Annotated in this window: 16 protein-coding genes; 3 read left to right on the top strand and 13 right to left on the bottom strand. The window is 74.6% G+C overall.

From position 1 onward, the window contains the following. Positions 1-120: 120 nt before the first annotated feature. From pheT to LPU43_RS02810, 9 genes are all read right to left on the bottom strand, one after another. Entirely contained in the window at positions 121-2,703 is a 2,583-nt protein-coding gene (gene pheT, locus LPU43_RS02850) for a phenylalanine--tRNA ligase subunit beta (RefSeq protein ID WP_229398520.1), read from the bottom strand. 40 nt (positions 2,704-2,743) lie between these two features. Further along, entirely contained in the window at positions 2,744-3,817 is a 1,074-nt protein-coding gene (pheS, locus tag LPU43_RS02845; protein ID WP_229398518.1) for a phenylalanine--tRNA ligase subunit alpha, read from the bottom strand. A 218-nt stretch (positions 3,818-4,035) separates the two neighbouring features. Beyond that, on the bottom strand, positions 4,036-4,842 hold the full coding sequence (locus LPU43_RS02840) for a TrmH family RNA methyltransferase (protein WP_229398516.1): 807 nt from the start codon (positions 4,840-4,842) through the stop codon (positions 4,036-4,038). Positions 4,843-4,925: 83 nt separating this feature from the next. Then, entirely contained in the window at positions 4,926-5,318 is a 393-nt protein-coding gene (rplT, locus tag LPU43_RS02835) for a 50S ribosomal protein L20 (RefSeq protein ID WP_229398514.1), read from the bottom strand. A 32-nt stretch (positions 5,319-5,350) separates the two neighbouring features. Continuing rightward, entirely contained in the window at positions 5,351-5,545 is a 195-nt protein-coding gene (gene rpmI / locus LPU43_RS02830) for a 50S ribosomal protein L35 (RefSeq protein ID WP_007458415.1), read from the bottom strand. A 19-nt stretch (positions 5,546-5,564) separates the two neighbouring features. Then, positions 5,565-6,215 (bottom strand): translation initiation factor IF-3, encoded by a 651-nt coding sequence (gene infC, locus LPU43_RS02825; protein ID WP_229398512.1) that lies wholly within the window; start codon positions 6,213-6,215, stop codon positions 5,565-5,567. A 370-nt stretch (positions 6,216-6,585) separates the two neighbouring features. Continuing rightward, positions 6,586-7,059, bottom strand: coding sequence for a PH domain-containing protein (locus tag LPU43_RS02820; protein ID WP_229398511.1), 474 nt, complete (start codon positions 7,057-7,059; stop codon positions 6,586-6,588). Positions 7,060-7,090: 31 nt separating this feature from the next. Further along, entirely contained in the window at positions 7,091-7,936 is an 846-nt protein-coding gene (hisG, locus tag LPU43_RS02815; protein ID WP_229398509.1) for an ATP phosphoribosyltransferase, read from the bottom strand. Positions 7,937-7,982: 46 nt separating this feature from the next. Continuing rightward, positions 7,983-8,246 carry a phosphoribosyl-ATP diphosphatase gene (locus tag LPU43_RS02810; protein WP_036375234.1) on the bottom strand — a complete coding sequence of 88 codons (264 nt, stop codon included), beginning with the start codon at positions 8,244-8,246 and terminating at the stop codon, positions 7,983-7,985. A gap of 138 nt (positions 8,247-8,384) precedes the next feature. Here LPU43_RS02810 and LPU43_RS02805 point away from each other — a divergent pair, with 138 nt between their 5' ends. The 3 genes from LPU43_RS02805 to LPU43_RS02795 are packed head-to-tail and all read left to right on the top strand — an operon-like array spanning position 8,385 to position 10,863. Further along, the gene (locus LPU43_RS02805; RefSeq protein ID WP_229398507.1) at positions 8,385-9,254 is read left to right on the top strand and encodes an ABC transporter substrate-binding protein; all 870 of its coding nucleotides are present in this window, start codon (positions 8,385-8,387) and stop codon (positions 9,252-9,254) included. Beyond that, positions 9,251-10,123, top strand: a complete 873-nt coding sequence (locus LPU43_RS02800; RefSeq protein WP_229398504.1) for an amino acid ABC transporter permease — start codon at positions 9,251-9,253, stop codon at positions 10,121-10,123. The genes LPU43_RS02805 and LPU43_RS02800 overlap by 4 nt, the downstream gene beginning before the upstream one ends. Continuing rightward, on the top strand, positions 10,120-10,863 hold the full coding sequence (locus tag LPU43_RS02795; protein ID WP_305073211.1) for an amino acid ABC transporter ATP-binding protein: 744 nt from the start codon (positions 10,120-10,122) through the stop codon (positions 10,861-10,863). Before LPU43_RS02800 ends, LPU43_RS02795 begins: the two co-directional genes overlap by 4 nt. Before the next feature lie 133 nt (positions 10,864-10,996). Here LPU43_RS02795 and ribH read toward each other — a convergent pair whose 3' ends face one another. The 4 genes from ribH to LPU43_RS02775 all read right to left on the bottom strand — a co-directional run bounded on the left by ribH (position 10,997) and on the right by LPU43_RS02775 (position 14,208). Beyond that, positions 10,997-11,494, bottom strand: coding sequence for a 6,7-dimethyl-8-ribityllumazine synthase (gene ribH, locus LPU43_RS02790; RefSeq protein ID WP_229398503.1), 498 nt, complete (start codon positions 11,492-11,494; stop codon positions 10,997-10,999). Between the two features lie 2 nt (positions 11,495-11,496). After that, positions 11,497-12,762, bottom strand: a complete 1,266-nt coding sequence (locus LPU43_RS02785; RefSeq protein ID WP_229398502.1) for a bifunctional 3,4-dihydroxy-2-butanone-4-phosphate synthase/GTP cyclohydrolase II — start codon at positions 12,760-12,762, stop codon at positions 11,497-11,499. A 73-nt stretch (positions 12,763-12,835) separates the two neighbouring features. Then, positions 12,836-13,537 (bottom strand): nicotinamide riboside transporter PnuC, encoded by a 702-nt coding sequence (pnuC, locus tag LPU43_RS02780; RefSeq protein ID WP_229398501.1) that lies wholly within the window; start codon positions 13,535-13,537, stop codon positions 12,836-12,838. After that, on the bottom strand, positions 13,534-14,208 hold the full coding sequence (locus LPU43_RS02775) for a riboflavin synthase (RefSeq protein WP_229398500.1): 675 nt from the start codon (positions 14,206-14,208) through the stop codon (positions 13,534-13,536). Before LPU43_RS02775 ends, pnuC begins: the two co-directional genes overlap by 4 nt.

The following is a 14,208-nucleotide window of genomic DNA, read 5'->3' as shown; positions in this document are numbered from 1 at the left end:
ACTCGACTGCATGAGAATGACGAACCGCCCGGCGGTGAGCTTGGCCGGGCCGCTGTCGGGGTGGTTAGGAGGGGCCCCTTCCTATACAGGAAGCGTTAACAAGGGGCCCCTCCTTACACCTCAGGCGCCGCGGAGGGTGGCGTTGACGCGGTCCGCCGCGCGGGCCACCGCCGCGTCGCGGGCCGCCACCGCCTCCTCGACCGTCAGCGTCCGGTCGGGGGCGCGGAAGGTCAGCTTGTACGCCAGCGACTTGCGCCCCGCGCCGAGCTGCTCCGAGGCGTACACGTCGAACAGCCGCACGGCCTCCAGCAGCTCGCCGGCCCCCTCGACCAGGGCGCGCTGCACCTCGGCGGCCGGCACCCGCTCGTCCACCACCAGGGCCACGTCGATCAGCGCCGGCGGGAAGCCGGAGATCGTCGGGGCCGGGGCGACCGGGGCGGGCGGCAGCGCGTCGAGGTCCAGCTCCATGGCGCTGGTGCGCCGAGGCAGCTCCAGCGCGGCCAGCACGGCCGGGTGCAGCTCGCCGGCGTGCCCGACCACGGCCCCGTCGACCAGCAGCTCGGCGCAGCGGCCCGGGTGCCAGGGGGCGTGCTCGGCGGCCCGCACCTCGACCCGCCCGGCGGGGATGTCGGCGGCGGCGAGCACCGCCCGCCCCGCCTCGATCGCGTCCGCCCAGCCCGCCGGTCGACCCGCGCCCCACCAGCCGGCCGGGTCTGCGTCCCCGGTCAGCACCACGGCGACGTGCCGGGGCTGGTCGGGCACGACCGCGTCGGCGGCGGCGAACTCCGCGTCGGTGGGCCGCCGGTCGACGCCCATCGCGGGCGGCGCGCCGACGCCGGGGCGGGGGTGGAACACCGTGCCGATCTCGTAGAGGGCGACGTCGCGGTGGCCCCGGCCGAGGTTGCGCCGCAGGATGCCCAGCAGCGGGCCGAGCAGCGTGGTGCGCAGCAGCGGCTCCTCCTCCGACAGCGGGTTGGCGACCCGCACCGCCGCCCGGCGCGGGTCGTCGGCGGGCAGGCCGAGCTGGTCGGCCAGCTCACCGGCGACGAACGGGTGGGCCAGCACCTCCACGTACCCGCGCTCGGCCAGCGAGCGGGCCACGGCCCGTCGCCGTCGCTGCTGCCAGGTCAGCCCCCGGCCGGGGGGCGCGGTGGGCAGCACCGACGGCACCCGGTCGTACCCGTCGAGGCGGACCACCTCCTCGACCAGGTCGGCCGGGTCGGTGAGGTCGGGCCGCCAGCTCGGGGGCACGACGGTGAGCGCGTCCGCGCCGCCGGCGGCCGGGACGGCGGCGGAGCCCGCGTCCTCGCCGAGCCGGTCGACGCCCCTGGTGACGTGGCAGCCGACCTGTTCCAGCAGCGACACCACCCGCTCCGGCGAGTAGGCCACGCCCACCCGCCGGCTCGGCAGGTCCGCCGGCAGGGTCACCGGGGTACGCGGCGCGACGTGGTCGAGGTCGAGGATCTCGGCCCCGGGGGTGCCGCCGGCGTGCTCGGTGAGCAGCCGCACCGCCCGCTCGATCGCGACCAGCGGCAGGGCCGGGTCGACGCCCCGCTCCCAGCGCTTCGCCGCCTCGCTGAACAGCTTGTGCCGGCGGGCGGTGCGCCCGACCATCACCGGGTCCCAGTGCGCGGCCTCGAAGAGCACGTTCGTGGTGGAGGCGACGACCTCGCTGGTCTCGCCGCCCATCACGGCGGCGAGCGAGATCGGCACCCCGGCGTCGTCGCCCGCGAGGGCGTTGGGCAGCCCGGCGTCGGCGATGACCATGTCCTCTACGGCCAGCGTGCGGGTCACCCCGTCCAGGGTGGTCAGCTTCTCCCCCGCCTCGGCCCGGCGCACCACCAGCGGCCCGGAGAGCCGGTCGGCGTCGAAGGCGTGCATGGGCTGGCCCAGTTCGAGCATCACGTAGTTGGTGACGTCGACGGCCAGGGAGATGCTGCGCACGCCCGCGACGGTGAGCCGCCGCTGCATCCAGCCGGGCGTGGGCGCGGTCGGGTCGATTCCCCGCACCATCCGGGCGGCGAACCGGTCGCAGCCGACGGTGTCGCGCACCTCGACCGGGTACGCCGGCTCGGCCGTCCCGCCCGGCGCGGGCGTCAGCCCCGGGTCGCGGAACGGCACGCCGAGGGCGTGGGCCAGCTCCCGGGCGATGCCGCGCACGCTGAGGGCGTACCCCCGGTCGGGGGTGATCTCCAGCTCGACCACCACGTCGTCGAGGCCGACCACGCCGCGCGCGTCGTCGCCGGGGGCGGCCTTGGCGTCCTCGGGCAGCACGATGATGCCCGAGTGGTCGTCGCCCAGGCCCAGCTCCTTCGCGGAGCAGATCATGCCCGCGGAGTTGCGCCCGTACGTCTTGCGCGCGCCGATGGCGAAGCCGCCGGGCAGCACGCCGCCGGGGAGGATCACCACGACCCGGTCGCCGGGGGCGAAGTTGCGCGCCCCGCAGACAATCTCCTGGGGCTCGCCGGTGCCGTTGGCCGCCCCGACGTCCACCCGGCAGAACCGGATCGGCTTCTTGAAGCCGGTGAGCTCCTCGATCTCCAGGACCTCGCCGACGACCAGCGCGCCGGTGACGCTCGCCCGCAGGTCGGCGACCGACTCGACCTCGATGCCGAGGTCGACCAGCGCCTGCTCCAGGTCGTCGGCGGGCAGGTCGACGGGGAGGTCGACGTACTCCCGCAGCCAACTGACAGAAACTCGCATGACTGTTAGACCACCGTCTCCGTTACTCGTGCCCGGGCCGTCAGACGCCGAACGCGCGGGTGAACCGCACGTCGCCCTCGGCCATGTCCCGCATGTCGCTGACCCCGTGGCGGAACATCACGGTGCGGTCGATGCCCATGCCGAACGCGAAACCGGAGTAGACCTCCGGGTCGATCCCGCAGGCCCGCAGCACCCGCGGGTTGACCATGCCGCAGCCGCCCCACTCGACCCAGCGCGGCCCGTCGCGGTGCTCGGGGAACCACACGTCGAACTCGGCCGACGGCTCGGTGAACGGGAAGTAGTGCGGCCGCCAGCGGGTCTTCGCGCCCTCGCCGAACATGGCGCGGGCGAAGTGGTCGAGGGTGCCGCGCAGGTGCGCCATCGTGATGCCCTTGTCGACCACCAGGCCCTCGACCTGGTGGAAGACGGGGGCGTGGGTGGCGTCCAGCTCGTCGGTGCGGTAGACCCGGCCGGGGACCACCACGTAGATCGGCGGCCGTCGGGTGAGCATGGTGCGCGCCTGCACCGGGGAGGTGTGGGTGCGCAGCACCAGGCCGGAGCTGTCCGCGCCGGGCGGCGGCGCGATGTGGAAGGTGTCCATCAGGCCCCGCGCCGGGTGGTCGGCGGGGATGTTGAGGGCGTCGAAGTTGGTCCACTCCAGCTCGACCTCGGGCCCCTCGGCCACCTCGTAGCCCATCCCGACGAAGAGGTCGCTGATCTGCTCCATGAGGGTGCTCAGCGGGTGCCGGGCGCCGCGCGGCCGGCGGTCGTAGGGCAGGGTGACGTCCACCCGCTCCTCCACCAGCACCCGCTCGGCCTGCTCGCGTTCGACGACCTCGGCGCGGGCGGCGTAGGCGGCCTCGATCGCCCGGCGGGACTCGTTGACCCGCTTGCCGGCGTCGGCCTTCGCGGCTGGCGGCAGCGCGCCGATCTCCCGGCGGGCCAGGGAGACCGGGGAGCGGTCGCCGAGGTGCGCCGGGCGCAGCGCGGCCAGCGCGTCCGGGTCGGCGGCGGCGGCGAACGCCCGCTCGGCGTCGGCCACGGCCCCGGCCAGGGCCTCCGGGTCGAGCAGGGCGACCTGCTTCGGGTCGTACGGATCGTTGCGATAGGTCATGGCGTACGGGCACTCCCTCACGGCGGCGCCGGCCCGTCACGGGCGGCGAAGCGAGTCTACGGACGCGCGGCTGCGCCGCAGCCCGCCGGTGGGAGGTCGCGCAGGGGGAAGGGTCAGGCCCGCCGCCCGCCGACACCGGCGGGCTGGCTAAACGAACGCCGTGGCGCGTTCACCATCGTCGGACTGCTCCCCTGCTGTGGGACCGCGCCCGGCGCCCCTCACGGGCGTCGGCGCAGTGCTCTGGCTGAAGCGTACAGGCAGACGGCGGCGGCCGCCGCCAGATTCAGGCTCTCGGCGCGCCCGTGCAGCGGCACCCGGACCCGGGCGTCGGCGGCGGCGGTCAGCTCCTCGGGCAGCCCGTGCGCCTCCGAGCCGAACAGCCAGGCGGTCGGCGCCGCGAGGGCGCCGGCGTCGGCGAGGTCGTCGAGGTCGCGGTCGCCGTACCCGGTGGTGGCGAGGACGGCGAGGCCGGCGGCCCGCAGCGCGGCGACCACGGCGACGGGGTCGGGCGCGCGGACCACGTCGACGTGGAAGAGGCTGCCGGCGGAGGCCCGCACGCACTTGCCGTTGTACGGGTCGACCGCGTCGCCGGCGAAGACCACCGCCCCGGCCCCGGCGGCGTCGGCGGTGCGCAGCACGGTCCCGGCGTTGCCCGGGTCACGGATCTCGGCGAGCACCGCGACGAGGCGGGGGCCTGCGGCGAGCGCGGCGTCCAGCGGCACGTCCAGGTGCCGGCAGACGGCGACGAGGCCCTGCGGGGCGACGGTCTCGGCGAGCGCGGCGAGGGCGTCGTCGGTGACCTCGGAGACGGGCACGTCGGCGCGGGCCGCCTGCGCGGCGAGGTCGGCGTGCCGGTCGAGGGCCGCCGGGGTGCCGAACAGCTCGACGACGGTGCCGGCGCGGGCGAGGGCCTCCCGGACGGCCTGCGGGCCCTCGGCGAGGAACCGACCGGCGGCGTCGCGGTCCCGGCGGCGGTGCAGCCGGCGGGCGGCGACGATCCGGGGGGTACGCGGGGTGAAGGTCATGGTGTGCGGCTCCCCAGCGCGACCGAGGCGCCCGCCGCGCGTCGGGGACGACGCGGCGGGCGCCTCGGTCGGGTGCTGGCGGATCAGGCGGCCTGGGCCGCCGCGCCGCCGGTGCCCTCGGCCGCCACGGCGACGCGGGCGACCTCGACGATCGCCGCGAAGGCGGTGGCGTCGTTGACGGCCAGGTCGGCCAGGATCTTGCGGTCGACCTCGACGCCGGCCAGGCGCAGGCCCTGGATCAGCCGGTTGTAGGTCATCCCGTTGGCGCGGGCGCCCGCGTTGATCCGGGTGATCCAGAGCTGCCGGAAGTCGCCCTTGCGGTCGCGACGGTCCCGGTAGGCGTACTGCATCGAGTGCAGCACCTGCTCCTTGGCCTTGCGGTACAGCCGGGAGCGCTGACCGCGGTAGCCACTCGCGGTCTCCAGCAGGGTACGACGCTTCTTCTGGGCGTTCACAGCCCGCTTGACGCGTGCCATCTCAACTCCTTCTTCGGTTCAGGTGGCGCGCGTCAGCGGCCGAGCAGCTTCTTGATGCGCTTGACATCGGCCTTGGCCAGCACGACGGTGCCGGTCAGCCGACGGGTCTGGGTGGAGGGCTTCTTCTCCAGGTTGTGCCGGAGGCCCGCCTGCTGGGCAACGATCTTGCCCTTGCCGGTCACCTTGACCCGCTTACCCATGCCCGTGTGGCTCTTCATCTTCGGCATTTGGAACGTCTCTCCCCTGTTACTGACCGCTGGTGTCGGCGGTCGTGCCGGTCTCGCCGGCTGCTGCGGTCTCGCCGGCCGCCGGGGTCCCGCCCTCAGCCGGAGCTGCGGATTCCTCCGCGGCCCGGTCCCGGGGAGCACCACGGGACGCCGTAGCGGCGACCGCGGAGGCCTTGACGGCCCGGTGCGGAGCGAGAACCATGATCATGTTTCGGCCGTCCTGCTTCGGAGCGGCCTCGACGTATCCCAGCTCCGTGATCTCGGATTCGAGCCGGCGCAGGAGCCGGTAACCCAGCTCCGGGCGGCTCTGCTCCCGACCGCGGAACATGATCGTCACCTTGACCTTGTCGCCGGCCTTGAGGAACCGCACCACGTGACCCTTCTTGGTCTCGTAGTCGTGCGGGTCGATCTTCGGCCGGAGCTTCATCTCCTTGATGACGGTCTGCTGCTGGTTACGCCGCGCTTCGCGCGCCTTGAGTGCGCTCTCGTACTTGAACTTGCCGAAGTCCATGAGCTTGCACACCGGCGGGCGCGCCATCGGCGCAACCTCGACCAGGTCCAGGTCGACGTCCGCGGCCAGCTGAAGGGCGCGCTCCAGCGGGACGATGCCCACCTGCTCACCCTCGGGGCCGACCAGTCGGACCTCACGTGCCCGGATCTGCTCGTTCACGCGTGGTTCGACGCTGATGGGGCCTCCTCGAGTCGAGTTCTGCTAGTGGCCGACTCCGCAGCCCCCGTGGGTGGGGGCCGACCCGGAAAGCAGAAGGCCCCGGCATGTGCCAGGGCCCGCTCGACCGGTCGGCACGATCACAGGATCGCGCATCCGGGACCGGGGGGTGCCCGGAACCGGTGACCGGACCCGGCCACCGGATGTGGCGACTCGGGTGGGAGCAGGCGCTCCGCTTCGAGACCGCCCGCTCGTGGGACACGGGGGCAGTCTGGTCGACTCAGCAACACTACACCCTCGCCCGACGGACCTCAAACCGGGCGCGCAGGTCAGCGCCGTGCCGGCCGGGGCGTCGCGCGGGGGCCGGCGGGGCTCACCGGCCGGTCGCGCCCTCGGCGAGGGTCGCGAGGTGGGCCTGGTGCAGCCGGCGCAGGGCGCGCACCCCGTCGACCGCGAACTCCTTGTCGGCCGCCTGGAGGGCCATCATCGGCAGCAGGTCGTCGTCGTGCAGCTCCAGGCTCGCCCACGGCGCGCCCCGGTCGAAGCGCACCCCGCGCACGACCTCCCACGGCAGCTCGTGCGCGCCGAGCAGGTTGCGCACCCGCACGCCGAGGGCGTCGGCCTCGACGCGGGGGCGGGTGAACAGCAGGATGGCGAGCGCGGCGAAGACGCCCAGGCCGATCATGGCGGCCTGGTCGCCGCGCTGGAAGGTGCCGTAGCCGTTGCCGGTGCCGCCCGTCAGCGAGGTGGCGATCAGGCTGAACACCACCAGCACGACGACGGCCGAGACCCAGCAGACCAGCCGGATGCGTCGGGGCCGCAGGGTCACCACGTCGGTTCCGCTCACCCTCACAGTCTGCCACCCGCCCCCGGCACGCTCACAGGCGACAGGCGTGGATGTTGGTGACCAGGATGGCGCGGGCGCCCAGCTCGTACAGCTCGTCCATGATCCGGTGCACGTCGTCGCGGCGCACCATCGCCTGCACCGCCACCCAGCCCTCGCGGTGCAGCGGGGAGACGGTGGGCGACTCGATGCCGGGGGTCAGGGAGCTGGCGCGGTCGAGCAGCCCGGCCGGCACGTCGTAGGCGAGCATCACGTACCGCCGGGCGACCAGGACCCCGTGCAGCCGGCGCAGGAGCTGCGCGGCCTGCGGGTGCTCGGGGGCGTCGGCGCGGCGGACCAGCACCGCCGAGGAGACCAGCAGCGGATCGCCGACGATCTCCAGGCCGGCCTGGCGCAGGGTGGCCCCCGTGGAGACCACGTCGGCCACCACGTCGGCCACGCCGAGGCGCACGGCGTTCTCCACCGCGCCGTCGAGGCGGATGACGTCGGCGTTCAGCCCGTGGTCGTCGAGGTAGCGCCGGACCACCCCCGGGTACGCGGTGGCGACCCGGTGGCCGCCCAGCTCCTTGGCGGAGGCGATGGTGCCGGGGCGGGCGGCGAAGTGGAAGGTCGCGCCGCCGAAGGCGAGGTCCACCACCTCCTCGGCCGGGGCCCCGGAGTCGACCAGCAGGTCCCGGCCGGTGATGCCGAGGTCCAGGTCGCCGGAGCCGACGTAGGTGGCGATGTCCCGGGGACGCAGGTAGAGGAACTCGACGTCGTTGGCCTCGTCCCGGCAGACCAGGTCCTTGGGGTCGCGGCGCTGCCGGTAGCCGGCCTCGCGCAGCATCTGCACGGCCGGCTCGGCCAGGGTGCCCTTGTTGGGAATGGCGACACGCAGCATGTCGGAGTGCTCCTTCGATCGGTGGAGAGGATCAGCGGGCGCGCACTCACAGATGTCGGTAGACGTCCTTCAGCTCGAGGCCGGTGGCCAGCATGAGCACCTGCGCCTGGTAGAGAAGCTGGGAGATCTCCTCGGCCGCCCGCTCCGGGCCCTCGTGCTCGGCCGCCATCCACGACTCGGCCGCCTCCTCGACGACCTTCTTGCCGATGAAGTGCACCCCCTTCTCCAGCGCGGCGACCGTGCCCGAGCCGGGGGTGCCGGCGGCGGCCTTGGCCTGCAGCTCGGCGAACAACTCCTCGAACGTCTTCACGTCGTGCGATTCTTCCAGCACGGTGTGGGCGGGGCGCGCGGCGGGTCCCGACGGCGCGGCAGCGGCTTCCCGCCATCTCCTACCAGCATGGTGGGACGGACCTGCGCGACGACCTGCGTCGGCTCTACGCTGTCCGCCATGCCCAGCACCCGTACCGTCGCGCTCGCCGCCGCCGGGGCCACCCTCGCCGCGGTCACCGCCTGCGCGCCCCAGGACGACGCCACCCCCACCGCCGCCCCCGCCGCCACCGGCGGCGCGGCCTGCGCCAAGGAGAAGCTGCCCACCCGGACCCCGGGCCGGCTCACCGTCGCCACCGACGACCCGGCCTACGCGCCGTGGTTCACCGACAACAAGCCGGACAACGGCGAGGGCTTCGAGGCCGCCGTCGCCTACGCGGTGGCCGGCAAGCTCGGGTACGCCCGCGAGGACGTCACCTGGACCCGGACGAAGTTCGACGTCGCCGTCGCGCCCGGCCCGAAGGAGTTCGACTTCGACATCAACCAGTTCTCCATCACGGAGGAGCGGAAGAAGGCCGTGGACTTCTCCGCGCCGTACTACCTGGTGCGGCAGGCCGTGGTCGCCCGCAAATCCGCGAAGATCGCGGGGCGGACGACCCTGGCCGACCTGCGCGACGCGAAGCTCGGCGCCCAGGTCGGCACCACCAGCTACCAGGCGATCACCCAGGTCGTGAAGCCGACGGCGAAGCCGCAGGTCTACAACAGCAACGACGACGCCAAGAAGGCGCTCCAGAACGGGCAGATCGACGGCCTCGTGGTGGACCTGCCGACCGCCTTCTACATCACCGGCGCGGAGCTCACCGACACGACGATCGTCGGGCAGCTCCCCCAGGTCGGCTCGCCCGAGGCGTTCGGGCTGCTGCTGGACCGGGGCTCCCCGCTCACCGGCTGCGTCAGCGGGGCGGTCGACCAGCTCGCCGCCGACGGCACGCTCCGGCAGTTGGAGCAGAAGTGGCTGGGCAAGACGGCGGGCGCGGCCGAGCTGACATGACCCTCGCGCCACCCCACCTCCCGCCGAGTCCGCACGTACCCTCCGAGGCGCAGCGGCGGCGGGCCGCGTACCGCCGCCGGCAGACCGTGACCAGCGTGCTGGTCGCCGCCGCGTCCACGGCGGTGCTCGGCACGCTGCTGGTCGTCGCGGTCACCGGCGCGCCCGGCTGGGACCGGGTCCGGGCGTCCTTCGGCGACCCGGCGGTCGCCCGGGACGCGCTGCCCGAGGTGCTCACCGGGCTCTGGCTCAACGTCCGGCTGCTGGTCTGCTGCGCGGCCGGCGCGCTGCTGCTCGGGCTGCTGATCGCCCTCGCGCGCACGCTGCGCGGCCCGGTCTTCTTCCCGGTCCGGGCCCTCGCGGCCGGGTACACGTACACGTTCCGGGGCCTGCCGCTGATCATCGTGCTCTACCTGCTCACCCTCGGCGTGCCCGGCCTGCGGTTGCAGGGGATGCCGTCGGTGCTGGTGCTCGGCGGGCTGGCGCTGGTGCTCACCTACGGCGGGTACCTGGCCGAGGTGTTCCGGGCCGGCATCGAGTCGGTGCACCCCAGCCAGCTCGCGGCGGCGCGGTCGCTCGGGCTGACCTACCGGCAGACCATGCGGCACGTCGTGCTGCCGCAGGCCGTCCGCCGGGTGGCCCCGCCCCTGCTCAACGACGTGGTCGCGATGCAGAAGGACGTCGGGCTGGTCTCCCTCGCCGGGCCGATCGACGCGGTGCGCGCCGCGCAGATCGCCACCGCCGAGACGTTCAACTACACGCCGTACATCGTGGCCGGGGTGCTGTTCGTGCTGCTGGCGATCCCGCTGATCGCGGTCACCGACGCGGTGACGTTGCGGGCGGCCCGCCGCCAGGGAAGGAGCGCGCGGTGACGCTGCTGCGGTGCCGGGGGCTGCGCAAGACGTACGCCGGCCACGTCGTGCTCGACGGGCTGGACCTGACCGTCGACGAGCACCGGGTGGTGGCGCTGATCGGGGCGTCCGGGTCGGGCAAGTCGACGCTGCTGCGCTGCCTCAACCTGCTGGAGCCCCTCGACGACGGCACCATCGAGCTGGACGGCCAGGACGTCTCCGACCCCCGGGTCGACCCGGACCGGGTGCGCCGCCGGATCGGGATGGTCTTCCAGTCGTACAACCTCTTCCCGCACCTGAGCGTGCTCGACAACATCACCCTCGCCCCGGTCCGGGTGCACGGGCGGTCCCGGGCCGAGGCGGCGGCGCAGGCCCGGGAGCTGCTCGACCGGGTGGGGCTGGCGGCGAAGGCGGACGACTACCCGGACCGGCTCTCCGGCGGGCAGCAGCAGCGGGTGGCGATCGTCCGCGCGCTGGCCAACTCGCCCCGGCTGATGCTGCTGGACGAGGTCACCTCGGCGCTGGACCCGGAGCTGGTCGGCGAGGTGCTGACGCTGATCCGGGACCTGAAGGCCGAGGGGATGACGATGGTGCTGGCCACCCACGAGATGGCCTTCGCCCGGGAGGTCGCCGACGAGGTCTGCTTCCTCGACGGCGGCTGGGTGGTCGAGTCCGGCCCCCCGGAGCGGGTGCTGGGCGACCCGACGGAGCCCCGCACCCGCCAGTTCCTGCACCGCATCATCGAGGCCCGCCGCCTCTGACGGACCGCCGCCTCTGACGGGCCGCCGGCGGGTGGGCTGGGCTGGCTGGCTGGCCGCCCGTGTCGCCGACATGGCGGTGTCCCGACGGCCGGGATGCCCCCATGTCGGCGACCCGGCAACCCGAGTCCGCCGGTCAGGCGCCGAAGCCCAGACGAGGGGCGGCGGCGTCCAGGCCGCGTACGGCCAGCGCGGCGTCCAGCGCGGCGACCGTCGCCGACCAGCCCTTGTCCTCGGCCGAGCCGGGCAGCCCGGCCCGGTCCCGGGCCTGCTCGACGGTGTCCACCGTGAGCACCCCGTGCGCGACCGGCTTGCCCTCGTCGAGGGCGACCCGGGTCAGCCCGTCGGTGACCGACCGGCACACGTAGTCGAAGTGGGCGGTGGCGCCGCGCACCACCACGCCGAGGGCGACCACCACGTCGAAGCGGCGGGCCATCGCCTGGGCGACCACCGGCAACTCCACGGAGCCGGCGACCCGGGCCACGACCGCCCGCGCCCCGCACGCCCGCGCCGCCGCCACCGCCCGGTCGAGCATGTGGTCGGTCAGCTCGCCGTGCCAGCGCGCGGCCACGACGCCGACCGTCATCCCGGCGGCGTCCACCGCCTCCACCCCGGGCTCACCGAAACCCGCCATGGCTACGCTCCGATCTCGTCGTTCGCGACCGGGCGGCCCATCGGCGCCTCGGTGACCTCGTCCAACTCGTCCAGCAGGTGGCCCATCCGGTCCCGCTTGGTGCGCAGGTAGCGCACGTTCTCCGGGTGCGCCCGCACCGGCAGCCCCTCGCGGCCGGTGACGGTGAGGCCGTACCCCTCCAGCCCGGCCCGCTTGGCCGGGTTGTTCGTCAGCAGCCGCATCGACCGCACGCCCAGGTCGTAGAGGATCTGCGCGCCGGTGCCGTAGTCCCGCGCGTCGGCCGGCAACCCCAGGTCGAGGTTCGCGTCCACGGTGTCGCGGCCCAGGTCCTGCAACTGGTACGCCTGGAGCTTCTGCAGCAGGCCGATCCCTCGCCCCTCGTGCCCGCGCACGTAGAGCACCACCCCGCGCCCCTCCCGGGCGACCCGGGCCAGCGCGGCCTGCAACTGGGGGCCGCAGTCGCAGCGCAGCGAGCCGAACACGTCGCCGGTGAGGCACTCCGAGTGCACCCGGACCAGCACGTCGGAGCCGTCACCGAGGTCGCCCATCACCAGGGCGAGGTGCTCGGCGCTGTCGTGCTCGGCGCGGTAGCCCAGCGCCCGGAACGTCCCGTACGGGGTGGGCATCCGCGCCGCCGCGACCTGCTCCACCTGCTTCTCGGTGCGCCGCCGGTGGGCGATCAGGTCGGCGATGGTGACCAGGGTCAGCCCGTGCGTGGCGCAGAACTTCTCCAGGTCCGGCAGGCGCATCATGGTGCCGTCGTCGTTGACCAGCTCGCAGAGCACGCCGGCCGGGCGCAGCCCGGCGAGCCGGGTCAGGTCGATCGCGGCCTCGGTGTGCCCGGGCCGGCGCAGCACGCCGCCCTCCCGGGCGCGCAGCGGCACCACGTGCCCGGGCCGGGCCAGGTCGGTCGGGTCGGTGGAGGCGGCGGCGAGCAGCCGGATGGTGTGCGCCCGGTCGGCCGCCGAGATGCCGGTGCTGACCCCCTCGCGGGCGTCCACCGTCACCGTGTACGCGGTGCCGCGCCGGTCCTGGTTGGTGTGGTGCATGGGCGGCAGGTCCAGGCGGTCGCACTCGCTCTCGGTCAGCGGCACGCAGATGTAGCCGGACGTGTGGCGGACCATGAACGCCACCAGCTCGGGGGTGGCCAGCTCGGCGGCGAAGATCAGGTCGCCCTCGTTCTCCCGGTCGGCGTCGTCGACCACGACGACGGGCCGGCCGGCGGCGATGTCCGCCACCGCCTGCTCGATGCTGGCGAAAGTGCTCATGCCGGTACTCCGCTCCGCCGTGTGCCGCCGTGAGGCGGCACGCCGCACCTGATGATTCGTTCGCTGCGCTCGCTCATGCGACGGCCTCCGAGTAGGTGGGCGGGAGCGGGGCGCGGGCCGGACGGGCGGACCGCGAGGTGCGCCACCAGGCGGCGAAGCCCCAGGCGCAGAACGCCCCGTAGACGAGGTACATGGCGGCGGACGGGTAGAACCCGCCGCGCAGCAGCAGCGGCACGCCGACCGCGTCCACCGCGATCCAGATCAGCCAGAACTCCACCCAGCCCCGGGCCATGCCGTACGTGGCGAGCAGGCTGCCGGTGAGGATCCACGCGTCGGCCAGCGGCCCCCAGGAGCCGAGCGCCGCCAGCACCGGGTACGCGACGGCGGTGCCCACGGCGGCGGCCAGCAGCAGGCCGAGCCGCTCCCGGCCGGTGGCCCAGCGCGGCGCGACCGCGGCGCGGTCGCCGTCGGCCCCGGGCCGGCGGTTGCGCGACCAGCGCCACCAGCCGTAGAGGCTGACGGCGAAGAAGAACACCTGCCGGCCGGCCTGCCCGTAGAGGTCGTGGGCCTGCGGGGTGGCGAACGCCCCGCCGAGGAAGACGGTGAACAGCAGCGCGTTGCCGGCCATGCCGACCGGCCAGGCCCAGACCGCCAGGCGCAGCCCGAACAGCGCCGAGGCCAGGCCGAAGACGTTGCCGACCACCTCGCGCACCAGCACCGGGGAGCCGGCGACCTGCACCTGGGCGTCGAGCAGCCAGCCGAGGGGCCCGGTCACCGCGCGCCCCCGTCGCCCGGCCGGTCGGGGTCCCCGCCGGGCGATCCGCCGCCGGTTGGTCCGTCGCCCCCGCCGGCCAGCCGGTCGCCGAGCAGGCGCTCGACGTACTTGGCCAGCACGTCCACCTCCAGGTTGACGGGGTCGCCCACGGCGCGGGCGCCGAGCGTGGTCAGCTTGAGGGTGGTGGGGATCAGCCCGACGGCAAACCAGTCCGGCCCCACCCCGGCCACGGTCAGCGACACGCCGTCGACGGTGATCGAGCCCTTCTCCACCACGTACCGGGCGAGGCCGGCGGGGAGGCGGAAGCGGACCGTCTCCCACTGCTCGGCCGGCTCCCGGGACAGCACCTCGCCCACCCCGTCGACGTGGCCCTGCACGATGTGCCCGCCGAGCCGGCTGTTCAGCGCGGCGGCCCGCTCCAGGTTGACCGGGGCGCCGGGGCGCAGCGCGCCCAGCGCGGAGCGGCGCAGCGTCTCGCCCATCACGTCGGCGGTGAAGACCCCGCCGCCGACGTCGACGACGGTGAGGCAGACGCCGTTGACCGCGATGGAGTCGCCGTGCCGGGCGTCGGTGGTGACCAGCGGGCCCCGGACGGCGACCAGCGCGGAGTCGCCCCCGGTCTCGGTCACGCGGACGACCTCGCCCAGCTCCTCGACGATGCCGGTGAACAT

The organism is Micromonospora okii, from assembly GCF_020884795.1.
GTDB lineage: Bacteria > Actinomycetota > Actinomycetes > Mycobacteriales > Micromonosporaceae > Micromonospora > Micromonospora okii.
This window is presented reverse-complemented; position numbering and strand designations above follow the sequence as displayed.

Bases quoted from the DNA above. Each gene is read 5' to 3' on its own strand.
- pheT (WP_229398520.1), bottom strand. From the start codon at position 2,703: ATGCGAGTTTCTGTCAGTTGGCTGCGGGAGTACGTCGACCTCCCCGTC.
- LPU43_RS02840 (WP_229398516.1), bottom strand. From the start codon at position 4,842: ATGACCTTCACCCCGCGTACCCCCCGGATCGTCGCCGCCCGCCGGCTG.
- LPU43_RS02785 (WP_229398502.1), bottom strand. From the start codon at position 12,762: ATGAGCACTTTCGCCAGCATCGAGCAGGCGGTGGCGGACATCGCCGCC.
- LPU43_RS02775 (WP_229398500.1), bottom strand. From the start codon at position 14,208: ATGTTCACCGGCATCGTCGAGGAGCTGGGCGAGGTCGTCCGCGTGACC.
- rplT (WP_229398514.1), bottom strand. From the start codon at position 5,318: ATGGCACGCGTCAAGCGGGCTGTGAACGCCCAGAAGAAGCGTCGTACC.
- hisG (WP_229398509.1), bottom strand. From the start codon at position 7,936: ATGCTGCGTGTCGCCATTCCCAACAAGGGCACCCTGGCCGAGCCGGCC.
- LPU43_RS02805 (WP_229398507.1), top strand. From the start codon at position 8,385: ATGCCCAGCACCCGTACCGTCGCGCTCGCCGCCGCCGGGGCCACCCTC.
- ribH (WP_229398503.1), bottom strand. From the start codon at position 11,494: ATGGCGGGTTTCGGTGAGCCCGGGGTGGAGGCGGTGGACGCCGCCGGG.
- LPU43_RS02800 (WP_229398504.1), top strand. From the start codon at position 9,251: ATGACCCTCGCGCCACCCCACCTCCCGCCGAGTCCGCACGTACCCTCC.
- rpmI (WP_007458415.1), bottom strand. From the start codon at position 5,545: ATGCCGAAGATGAAGAGCCACACGGGCATGGGTAAGCGGGTCAAGGTG.
- pheS (WP_229398518.1), bottom strand. From the start codon at position 3,817: ATGACCTATCGCAACGATCCGTACGACCCGAAGCAGGTCGCCCTGCTC.